9 protein-coding genes are annotated in these 12,052 nt (G+C 24.0%); 2 read left to right on the top strand and 7 right to left on the bottom strand.

What is annotated here, in order from left to right; translation table 11 throughout:
• Positions 1 to 28 precede the first annotated feature (28 nt).
• On the bottom strand, positions 29 to 2,917 hold the full coding sequence (gene gcvP / locus H0H62_RS00125; protein ID WP_185860741.1) for an aminomethyl-transferring glycine dehydrogenase: 2,889 nt from the start codon (positions 2,915 to 2,917) through the stop codon (positions 29 to 31).
• Between the two features lie 97 nt (positions 2,918 to 3,014).
• Here gcvP and mdh point away from each other — a divergent pair, with 97 nt between their 5' ends.
• Complete coding sequence (gene mdh / locus H0H62_RS00120; RefSeq protein WP_185860740.1) at positions 3,015 to 3,926, top strand: malate dehydrogenase; 912 nt, start codon at positions 3,015 to 3,017, stop codon at positions 3,924 to 3,926.
• 38 nt (positions 3,927 to 3,964) lie between these two features.
• Here mdh and H0H62_RS00115 read toward each other — a convergent pair whose 3' ends face one another.
• Both H0H62_RS00115 and lptB read right to left on the bottom strand, forming a co-directional pair.
• Positions 3,965 to 4,594, bottom strand: coding sequence for a thiamine diphosphokinase (locus H0H62_RS00115; RefSeq protein WP_185860739.1), 630 nt, complete (start codon positions 4,592 to 4,594; stop codon positions 3,965 to 3,967).
• The gene (gene lptB, locus H0H62_RS00110) at positions 4,578 to 5,324 is read right to left on the bottom strand and encodes an LPS export ABC transporter ATP-binding protein (protein ID WP_185860738.1); all 747 of its coding nucleotides are present in this window, start codon (positions 5,322 to 5,324) and stop codon (positions 4,578 to 4,580) included. Before lptB ends, H0H62_RS00115 begins: the two co-directional genes overlap by 17 nt.
• A gap of 66 nt (positions 5,325 to 5,390) precedes the next feature.
• Between lptB and H0H62_RS00105 the strand changes: the two genes are divergently transcribed.
• Entirely contained in the window at positions 5,391 to 6,656 is a 1,266-nt protein-coding gene (locus H0H62_RS00105) for a peptidylprolyl isomerase (RefSeq protein ID WP_185860737.1), read from the top strand.
• Here the strand turns inward: H0H62_RS00105 and H0H62_RS00100 are convergent.
• From H0H62_RS00100 to H0H62_RS00085, 4 genes are read right to left on the bottom strand one after another with little or no spacing between them, the layout of a single operon-like run.
• On the bottom strand, positions 6,653 to 8,404 hold the full coding sequence (locus H0H62_RS00100; protein ID WP_185860736.1) for an ABC transporter ATP-binding protein: 1,752 nt from the start codon (positions 8,402 to 8,404) through the stop codon (positions 6,653 to 6,655). The two genes, H0H62_RS00105 and H0H62_RS00100, sit on opposite strands and share 4 nt — an antisense overlap.
• Complete coding sequence (gene truA, locus H0H62_RS00095) at positions 8,385 to 9,146, bottom strand: tRNA pseudouridine(38-40) synthase TruA (protein WP_185860735.1); 762 nt, start codon at positions 9,144 to 9,146, stop codon at positions 8,385 to 8,387. Before truA ends, H0H62_RS00100 begins: the two co-directional genes overlap by 20 nt.
• Positions 9,147 to 9,151: 5 nt before the next feature.
• Positions 9,152 to 10,345 carry an aspartate aminotransferase family protein gene (locus H0H62_RS00090; protein WP_185860734.1) on the bottom strand — a complete coding sequence of 398 codons (1,194 nt, stop codon included), beginning with the start codon at positions 10,343 to 10,345 and terminating at the stop codon, positions 9,152 to 9,154.
• 12 nt (positions 10,346 to 10,357) lie between these two features.
• Positions 10,358 to 12,037 (bottom strand): OstA-like protein, encoded by a 1,680-nt coding sequence (locus H0H62_RS00085; protein ID WP_238784132.1) that lies wholly within the window; start codon positions 12,035 to 12,037, stop codon positions 10,358 to 10,360.
• Positions 12,038 to 12,052: the final 15 nt, after the last annotated feature.

Raw genomic sequence — 12,052 nt, 5'->3', positions numbered from 1 at the left:
TATATATGAATATAATAATTACATATAACTATGTACATGTACATATTAAGTTTCTATCTCCATATCCATCATCAACACGATTGACAGATGGCCAAAATTTTCTATCTTTAATCCAATATAAGGGATAACCAGCTTTTTCTCTACTATAAGGATAAATCCATTCATTTTGTGTTAATGTATCTATGCTATGTGGAGCATTTTTTAATACATTATTTTTTTGGGAAAATTTTCCATTCTCAATTTCTTTAATTTCTTGTCTAATACTGATAAGAGTTTCAATAAAACGATCCAATTCTTCTTTAGATTCACTTTCCGTTGGTTCTATCATCATACATCCTTCTACAGGAAAGGAGACAGTGGGAGCATGATATCCATAATCCATCATTCTTTTTGCTATATCTATCACTTCTACATTCATAGATTTAAAAATTCTACAATCTATAATTAATTCATGTGCTACAGAATTATTTTTTCCTACATATAATATGTTGTAAAATTTTTTCAATTTTTCTTTTATATAATTTGCATTTAATACAGATATTTCGGTGCATTTTTTAAGGCCATCCGGTCCCAATAAACGAATGTAAGCATAAGAAATTGTTAAAATTAAAGAAGAACCATATGGAGAAGAAGAAATCGTAAATATTGTTTCATTTTTTTTGTTATTTTCTTGTTTTTGAAAGGGAAAGGGATGGGTAGGTAAAAAAGGTTTTAAATGTGGAGCAACACAAATAGGGCCCATTCCAGGTCCTCCTCCTCCATGAGGAATAGCAAAAGTTTTATGAAGATTAAGATGACAAACATCTACACCTAGATATGCAGGTTTTATTAATCCTACTTGAGCGTTCATATTTGCTCCATCCATATAAACTTGTCCTCCATTTTCATGAATGATATCTATAATTTCCTTAATATTTTTCTCATATATACCATAAGTGGAAGGATAAGTAATCATTAATACAGATAATACATCTTTATTTTCTTTTACTTTCTTTAATAAATCATTTTTATGAATAGATCCATCACTTGTTGTCTCTACTAACATAACTTTCATTCCTGCCATATTTGCTGAAGCAGGATTCGTTCCATGAGAAGAAGAAGGGATTAATGCAAGATTTCTTTGATCTTCTTGTAATGAATGATGATAATGTTTTATAACCATGAGCCCAGCATATTCTCCTTGTGCTCCTGAATTTGGTTGTAAAGAAATTCCAGAAAATCCAGTAATTTCTTTCAAATATTTTTTTAAATTGTGAATAATAAAATGATATCCCCTTGCTTGTTTTTCCGGAACAAAAGGATGCAGATTTTTCCATTCATGTTGACTTAAAGAAAATAATTCCGCAGAAGCATTCAATTTCATGGTACATGATCCAAGTGGGATCATGGAATGAATTAAAGAAATATCTTTTCTTTCTAACCTTTTAATATAACGAATAAGTTCATTTTCTGAATAAAATTTATGAAAAATTTTATGTTCCAAAAAATTACTAGTTCTTATTAAAGAACTAGGAATTTTATGTTTTTTTTGAATACTCGTATGATATTTTATTTTTTTATCTTGATTATATGCTTCATAAAAAATTGATAGAATATGGTTTATATCTTTTTGACAAGATGTTTCATCTAAAGTAATAGTTAAATAATTTTTATCAATATATCTAAAATTAGTTTTTTTACGTTCTGCTATTTTTTTTATTTTATTTACGCAATCTGTTTTAATTCTAATAGTGTCAAAATAAAAAGTATTGACTTGTAAAAGATGATCTATGTTATTCACCAATAAAAATTCTAATTTTTTTGCGTATTTATGGATATACTTTGCTATTTCTATTAATCCTTTTTTTCCATGATATAAAGCATACATAGAAGCCATTATGGCAGGAAGTACTTGTGATGTACAAATGTTAGAAGTTGCTTTTTCTCTTTTTATATGTTGTTCTCTTGTTTGTAAAGCCATACGATATGCTTTTTTATTTTTTTTGTCTACAGATATTCCAATAATTCTTCCAGGAAGAAAACGTTTATATTGTTCATTAGTAGAAAAAAAAGCAGCATGAGGCCCCCCATATCCCATAGGGACTCCGAAAGATTGACTGGATCCTATAACTACATCCGCTCCCCATTCTCCAGGAGGTTTTAATAAAGATAAAGATAAAAGGTCTGTAGAAACGATTACTGATATATTATGTAGCTTAGCATATTCAACAGTTTCTCTATAATCATATATTTCACCTAAACTAGAAGGATAAGATATTATTAATCCGAATATTTTTTTATTATTATATTTTTTTATTAAATTTTTGTGAGAGTCATTTATGATATGTATACCTAATCCAAAACATCTTGTTTTTAAAACAGAAAAAGTCTGTGGAAGTATTTCATCAGAAATAAAAAAATAATAGTTATTATCTATTTGTTTTTTTTTTATTTTTTCTTGAAAAATCATGAACATAGCATCAGCTGCCGCCGTTGATTCATCTAACATAGAAGCATTACTAATTTTCATTCCGGTTAAATCTGAAATCATAGTTTGAAAATTAATCAAAGCTTCTAAACGTCCTTGAGATATTTCTGATTGATAAGGAGTATAGGGAGTATACCAACTAGGATTTTCCAAAATATTCCTTTGAATAACACTTGGAGTTATAGTATTTTTATATCCTAATCCTATATAAGAACGATAAATTTTATTTTTTTTACTTGTTCTATAAATATGATTTAAATATTGATATTCAGAAATAGAGTTGGGAAGATTTAATTTCCTTTTTAAACGTATTTCTTTGGGAATAGTTTTATTAATAAAATCCTTAATAGAAGAACATTGTAATTCTTTCAACATATTATTAATTTCATCACAAGACGGACCTATATGTCTAAAATAGAATTTTTTTTTTCTAACGTAATCCTCTTTCATAGAAATGGAAATTGTGTTTATCTTTAAAAGATTACAAATTTATATAAATAAGATTATCATTTGTGTTAAATAAAATAAAAAGACAAAAAAAAATAAAATGAAAGTAACTATTATTGGAGCGGGAAATGTAGGAGCTTCTTGTGCTAGCTTATTAGCTCAAAAAAATATAGTACGAAAAATTATTTTGTTAGACATTAGAAAAAAACTTTCAGAAGGAAAAAGTTTAGATATATCTCAAATGCTAACAAATACTAAAGTTATTGGTATAACTAATGATTATTCCCAATCCAAAAATTCGGAAATCATCATTATTACTTGTGGAATTACTAGAAAACCTGGAATGAATAGAGATGATCTAGTTTCTACTAATGCAGAAATTATTCGTGTTGTAACTAAAAAATCTATTTCTTTCTCTCCAGAAGCTAAATTTATCATAGTATCTAATCCATTGGATGTTATGGCGTATGTTAGTTATATGACGGCAAATATAGATTCTTCTCGTGTTATTGGTATGGCGGGAATTTTAGATTCTACCAGATATCGTTTTTTTTTATCAAAAAAACTAAATATTTCACCTATTGATATACAATCTTTATTATTAGGTGGACATGGAGATACAATGGTCCCTTTATATAGATATACATCTGTATCAGGAATTCCTATTAAAGAATTTTTATCAGAAGAAGAAAATAATGTGATTATTGAAAAAACAAAAAAAGGAGGAGAAGAAATAGTTAATTTATTAGGAACATCTGCTTGGATGGCTCCTAGTGTATCTGTAATAAAAATTGTGGAAGCTATTTTAAAAGATTCTAAACGAATTTTTCCATGTTCCGCTTTTTTGAGAGGAGAATATGGATTAAGAGATATATATTTGGGAGTTCCAGTAATTGTAGGAAAATCGGGAATAGAAAAAATTATAGAATTGAAATTGAATCAAAAAGAGAACAATCTTTTAAATAAATCGGCCCATCATGTGAAAAGTATGATTAGTAAACTTAAAAATTAAGTTTATACGTATTATAATATAGTTTTTTTTATAATATTTCATTTTTCTATAAATATTAACAATTCTCCTTTTTTGTAATTTATTTCTATTCTTTTATTATTATAAGCTTCATTTCTTATGCCTATATTTTTTCCTATTTGTAATGAACCTTTTTTTATGGAATATTTTAGTCCATAAGTATATAATCCTTCTACTTTAGGAAATGGAAACAAAGAAACTTTTTTATTTTTTTTTTGATAAAAAAAAGTTTTTTTATCAGAAAAAAAATAAGAATGACACTTATCATGAAATATAATAGATAATATATTTTTATATTTTAAAGCTGTAGATAAATTTCCCAAAAAGTGATCTTGTTCCATTCCACTTCCCCCCCAAACATTTATATTGAGAAATCCTTGATTATAAATAATATTTAAAGCTTTCTCAAAATCAGTATATCTTTGATCATCTGTTTTAAATACATAAGTTTCTAAAGGTATGTCTTTTTTTGAAATAGAATCAAAGTCTCCAATAATATAATCTACTGAAATTCCAAATGTATTTAAATAATAAAAAGCTCCATCTACTGCAAATATTTTTTCATAAAAAGAAAATTTTTTTTCTAAAAAAGGAGGAATTTCTCCATTCAGAAATAATCCTACTTCCGGACTGTCAAATCGATGATTCATTCTTTTTTTTAAAATTTATGATTCTATTTCCTAAATAAATTTTTCTCACGACAGAATCTTGCATAATTTCTGCAGTGGATCCGTATTTTATGATTTTTCCATTAAACATTAAATAAATACGATCTGTTATTGTAAAAATTTCTTGTATATTATGATCTGTAATTAATATACCTATATTTTTTTTTTTGAGAGAAAGAATTATTTTTTGTAATTCTTCTATAGCAATTGGATCAATTCCAGAAAAAGGTTCATCTAAAAAAATAAATTTAGGATTTGTTGCTAAACATCTAGCAATTTCTGTACGCCTTCGTTCTCCTCCAGATAGAAGATCTCCTCTATTTTTACGTATTTTTTGTAATCCTAATTCTTCAATAAGTTTTTCTGTTATTTTTTTTCTTTCTTGATTTGATATTTTTTGCATTTCTAATATGCATAATATATTATCTTCTACAGATAATTTTCTAAAAATAGATGGTTCTTGAGCTAAATATCCAATTCCTTTTTTAGATCGTTGATACATTGGATTTGATGTAATATTTTGATTACAAAGGAGTATTTCTCCTTCATCTGGTTTAATTAAACCTACAATCATATAAAAAGAAGTAGTTTTTCCAGCTCCATTAGGACCTATTAATCCTACTATTTCCCCTTTATTTAATTGAATTGAAAAATTTTTTACTACATATTTATTTTTATATTTTTTATATATATTCTTAACTTTCAAAGCCATAACATTAATAAATTTTTTAAAATTTTTTTTGTTTTTAAATAAAAAAAATATGAATATTTGTATACGATGATAAATTTTATTCAAATTTTTAAAAAATATTTTTTCATTATATTTTTATTATATAGTACTTTCTTATATTCTTATGATTTAAAAAAGATGAAGATGAGTGGAATTTCTGTAATCATAGGAGATGATATTATTTTAGATTCTGAAATAAAAAATGATAAAAAATCGTTTTGTGATACTCATATTCTAAATGATTTGATTACTAAAAAATTAATGCTTTATTATGCAAAAAAAGATAAAAGCATACAAATTCTTGATCAAGAATTAGAATTAAAGACTCAAGTTGTTTTATCAGAAATGAAAAAAAAATATATAAATCAAGAAGAATTTTTAATAAAGGATGAAAACAAGTTTTTGTTAAAAGAAGTATATGAACAAATTAAAAATCAACAATATATAGAAAAATTTTATGAAAAAATAACGGATGATGTGGAAGTTTCCCCGGAAGATGTAAAACATTTTTTAACTAATAATCCCAATAAAATTCCTTTTTTTCCTAAAAAAATATGTATTTCTTATGTAGCCTTTTATCCTAAATTAAGTCAGATTAATAAAAATAAAATAATTAATTTTTTAAATAAAATAAAGAACGAAATACATTCTGATACGGACTTTTCATCCAAAGCTATTTTATTTTCTGAAGATGATTCTTCAGCATTAAAGGGAGGAGTCGTAAAGGGAATGAAAATTAACAATTTATCTCGAAAATTTGTACATTTAGCTCTCTCTTTAAAAAAAGGGGAAATATCTAAACCGTTTGAAACTGATTTAGGATTTCATCTTATAAAATTGGAAGAAAAAAGAAAAGATGAAATTGATTTTAGACATATTTTAATTAAACCTAAATACTCAAAATATGAATTATCTAAAACAAAATCATTTGCAGAATTCTTTAGAAAACGTATCATGAATCGTAAAATAAACTTAGACAAAATATCAGATTCATTAAATCAAAATCAAATAGTTGATATAATGATACAGAATAGAATTTGGATAGAGGAAAATAAACTATCAGAGAATATGAAAAAAGTATTTTTATTCTTAAAAAAAGGAAAAATTACTAACCCCCATAAAGAAATTATAAATGGAAAAGAAGCATTTATTCTGATTCAGTTATTAGATGAAATTCCATCTAAACCTCTTTCTTTTGAAAAAGATTACACGGTATTAAAAAACTTTGTAAAAAATATCAAAAAAAAAGAAAAAATAAAAAATTGGACAAAGGAAATATTAAAAAAAACCTATTTCGTAAAGATAAAATGTTAATTTTTTTTGTCAAAAGATTCTTTATATAATCCAGAATAATATCCATTCAATTGAATTAATTCTTTATGAGTTCCTTTTTCTACAATATAACCCTGATCAAGGGCTAATATTTTATCAGCATCTTCTAATGTAGAAAGACGGTGAGTAATGATAATAGAAGTTTTGTGTTTAGTTAAAAAATCTGTAGCATGATAAATCATTTTTTCTAATTCTTTATTTAATGATGCAGTAGCTTCATCTAATATTAGTACAGAATAAGGATGCATTTGAACTCTTAAAAAAGAAATCAATTGTTTTTCCCCAATAGACAGTACACTGCCTCTCTCTTTTACTATGAATTTATACCCGTTAGGTAAAGATGTAATAAAATTATGTATTCCTATTTTTTTAGCCATATTTTCTATTTTATCAATATTAATAGACGGATCACCTAAAGTCACATTATTAATAATTGAATCATTAAATAAAAAAGGATCTTGTGTTACCACTCTTATATGAGATCTTAAATTTTTAAGCTCTATATCTTGAATAGAATGTCCATCAATCCAAATATTTCCTTTTTTTATTTCATATAATCTAGAAATTAAATAAGTAATCGTAGATTTTCCAGAGCCTGTAGATCCTATTATCGCAACTTTTTCTCCTGGTTTAATTTCAAAAGTTACTCCATTTAACACCATTTCATCATCTATATAAGAAAAATGAACGTCATTAAATTCAATATGGCCTTTTAATTTTTCAAAACGTAAACTTCCTCTATTTACAATAATTTCTTTAGAATTTAATATAGAAAATATACGTTCTATTCCAGCTATTCCTCTTTGTATAATATTGAATCTATCAGCTATTTGTCGCATAGGACGAAAAAGAAGATAGATAAAAAAAATAAAAGCAATAATTTGTCCTGGTTTAACATTTCCTATTTCAATCGCATGCAATCCTCCATAAAATATAATAATACTTATTGTGATTGCAGAAATTATTTCCACTATGGGGAAAAAAATAGAAAAATAAAAAATAGTTTTAAAATGAGCATTCATTAATTTACGATTAATAGATTTAAATTTTAAATATTCCTCTTTTTCTTTATGAAAAAGTTGAATAATAGACATTCCTATAATACTTTCTTGTAAAAAACTATTCAGACGTGAAGTTTGAATCCGTTCTTCATGAAATGTTTTTTTTAATGTTTTTTGAAAAAAACGAGTAATGATATACATAAAAGGAATAGTTAATAAAACTATAAAAGATAATTGTTTATGTACAGTATACATCATAATAATAATCATAATAATCCTTAAAATATCTCCAGAAACAAGCAAAATTCCATCATTAAATATTACAGTTATAGTTTCCATATCTGATATAGAATAAGAGACCAATCTTCCTATTGGAGTTTTATTAAAAAAAGAATTTTTAAAATGCAATAATTTTTCAAATAAAATAAATCTTATTTTTTTAATCACATTTTGTGCTAATACATTAGATAGATATAATAAAATAAAATGAAATATACTTTCTAAGAAAAGAAGAATAATTATTAACATCAATATATTTTTTAATCCAAAAAAATCTTTATAAAGGATATGAATATCTATAGCTTTTTGTATTAATTTAGGGCGATAAGCAGAAATGAAGGAAATAAATATAGAAATAATAATTATTGATGTTAATATAAGTTTATAATTAAAACTAATTATAATCAGTTGTATTAAAGAGGATTTTTGTTTATTCAAATTTTTTTTCATAAAAAATATCTTCTGGATAGAGTATTTTAGTTAGAAATAAACCACATGCAGGAACTATTAATCTGCAGAAATTAGTATTTTTTAACTCTATAATTTTTACAAATTCATTGATACTAATTTTATTTCTACCCACATCAATAAGTGTACCTATAATGGCTCTAACCATAGATCTTAAAAATCGATTTCCTTCAATAGTAAAACATAAAATATTGTTATGTTCCGACCAATAAGCGTGATAAATTTGACATATATTATTTTCTTTTTTATTTGTTCTTTTTTTTTTACAAAATGAACTAAAATCCTTATATTCCATAAGCTTTTTTGAAGCTATATTCATTTTTTGAATATTTAATGGATAAAAACAATACCAAGAAAAATCTTGATTAAATGGATTTTTTTCGCGTGTTAAGTAATATTTATATGTTCTTTTTATAGCATAAAATCTTGCATGAATATTTTTTTTTACTGGAAAAATATTTAGAACTTTAATATTTTTAGGTAAAAAAACATTCAATCTATCTATAAAATTATTTCCGATTTCTTTTTTATAATCAAAATGAGCAAACATTTGTTTAGCATGAACTCCTTTATCTGTTCTACCAGCTCCCACTACATTTATAGAGGTTTTTAATAATTTTGATAAACAATACTCTAATCTCTCTTCTACTGTATTTACTTTTTTTTGAATTTGCCATCCAAAAAAATGTTTACCATTATAAGATAATTCAATAAAAAATCTCAATTACATTATTTTTTAAGTTGATTTAAACTTTCAATAATAATAGAACATCCTTTTTGAATTTCCTTTTTTGTGATAGTTAATGGAGGAGATATACGTATAAAACTGCTATGAAATAAAAAACTAAATAATATTAATCCTTTTTCTATACAATTTTTTAAAACCTTTTTCACTAGATCTTTATTTTTTAATTCAAAAGATAAAAGAAGACCTTTTCCATAAATGTTCTTTATTTCATCATGTATTAAATATTCCCTTATCCATTTTTCTTTCATTGAAATTTCTTCCATTATATTGGAATTTATAAGTTGATTTAAAGTAGCTAAAGAAGCAGAAGCAGAAACAGGATTTCCTCCAAAAGTAGTTAAATGTCCGAAAGGAGCAATGTCTATAAAAGCTTTCATAATTTTTTTAGATGATATAAAAGCACTGATAGGCATTCCCCCTCCCATTCCTTTTCCCATTATTAAAATATCAGGAACAATTTCATAATGTTGAAATGCAAAAAGCTTTCCTGTTCTTCCAAATCCAGTTTGTATTTCATCAAGAATCATTAAAGCTTTTTTTTTATGACATTGTTTTCTTATTTCTTTTAAAAAAGAATGATCAGGTAATATAATTCCAGAAGAACATTGAATAGTTTCTAAAATTACACAAGCCGTTTTTTCTGTAATAGAATTGATTAATTCTTTTGTGTTATTAAATGTAATAAACTTAACTAAAGGTAATAAAGGTCTAAAATGTCTTTTATAATCTTCATATCCCATAACACTCATAGATCCAAGTGTACTTCCATGATAAGACCATTTACAAGATAGAATTTCTTCTCTTCCTGTATAACACTTAGCTAATTTCAAAGCTCCTTCTACTGCTTCTGTTCCAGAATTAACTAAATAAGTAGAGGTTAGTGGATTTGGAACATATTCTGATATTTTTTTACAAAGATTAACGCAAGGGCTTTGTATGAATTCTCCATATACCATAGTATGCAAGTATTTATCTACTTGTTTTTTTATAGCTTCTTTTATTGCTTTATTTCCATGGCCTAATACATTAACAGAAATACCTGCTATAAAATCTAGATATTTTTTTCCATTTGTTCCATAAATATAACTTCCGTCAGCATGATTTACTATAATATTTATAGGATACGGATTTATTTGAGTTTGATATTGAAAAAAATATTTTTCTAATTCTTTCATAAGAATTTTATTCTATTTATTTTTTAACATAATTTTAATTTCTTCTTTTTCTAATAAGCTCTCTTTTTTGTACCTATCTATTTCTTTATGTATAAAAATTTTTTTATTTTTTTCCGGTTTGTTTTTTTCTTTCCAAGAAAATCTAGAAAGATAAAAAAATTTTTTAGGAGTATTTTTATCTATTGGAATTAATTCTGAATGTGCTTTTTTTGAACAAGAAATTCGTTTTATTTTTTTTGATTTATCGAAATAAATTGATAGAATTTCACAAGATAATCTATTCATTATTTTTTTTTCTTTATTAGAATAAAAAAAAACGATGCTATTAACATTTCCTTTCATCATCATTTCTTTTAAATAATTTTCTTTATGAAAAAAGCCTATCATAATATCTCCTTCTATTTGATTAAACTCAGAAAAGTTTATCATTTCTGTATAAAAAACATTTTTTACAATTTTTATATATTTTAAAGAATCATTTTCTTCATTTTGAAAATGAATATATATGATTTTTCCAGTGATTTGTTGCTTGTAGAACCAAAATATAGGACTTCCATCAAATTGCATATAATTATTTGAAGATTCATAATTAAAAAAATTACACTCTCCTTCTACTTGAATGAGGTCATTCAAAAAAAAACATTTAACAGAAAAAGCTTGGATTGAATATGTCTTATTTTTTTTTATGCTTATTTTTAAAATGTTAGAAGAAATAAGAACTGAATTATTTTTTGATATTTTGATAATTTTTGGATTTTTTTTTAAAATTAAAAACTCAGAATGAAAGTCAAAATTCCCATATCCGCTTATTATAAAACATTTTTTTTTTGTATCCTCTAATAAAATATTTTTTATAAACCCACATTTCTTTTTTTGATCAAAAAATAAATATTCTCCCCTTATAATTATACCATTATAATGAATACTTACATAGTTTTTAAATAAAAATATTTTTTTTCTAAATAAAAACAGTGCTTTTTTAGTATAAATAAAATTGTTAAAATTTGTATTTTGTATTATAATAGTAGGACTATGAAAGTTGACTTGATCTTGTTCAAGCATATATTCTAAAGAATTAGTATATACGGTATAATCTTTACTAATCAATTTTATTTCATCTTTTAATTCTATCTTTTTTCTATTGATATAAAAAATACCTTCTTTACTACATATGGTATAATTTCCATAATTAATAATGCTGTTTTTTTTATAAAAAATTTTTTTTAGTATAAAATTATATTCTAATATATCACTCGTTAATTTTATTTTATCAAAAAATAGAATAACATTGTTGATTGCTTGAAGTAATGTTGTTTTAAAATTAAAATTAATGATATTCGCTGTTAATTTTATTTTATCTTGATATAGAACTACTTTTCCTGACAATTGAAAATTATAAAAATTTCCTACTATATTTTGAGATATTATTTTATTTTTTTCTGACTCTAATCTTATATTTCCATTACCATGAAATTTATTATTTTTTTTGTTATATATGATCTTATCACAATAAAGATGATACTTACTGTATTTTAAATGAACGTTCCCTGTTAAAATAACAGCTTGATTATAATCATCATTTTGTATTAGATCTGTATGAATTATTTGTATAGTTTTTTTGATTTCATTAGGAAATATTTTATTTAATGATAATAAAAAAAAAACAATAAAAATGAAAAATTCATATTTCACAATTAATAATAAAAA

This window comes from Blattabacterium cuenoti (assembly GCF_014251695.1).
Classification (GTDB): Bacteria; Bacteroidota; Bacteroidia; order Flavobacteriales; family Blattabacteriaceae; genus Blattabacterium; species Blattabacterium cuenoti_T.
This window is presented reverse-complemented; position numbering and strand designations above follow the sequence as displayed.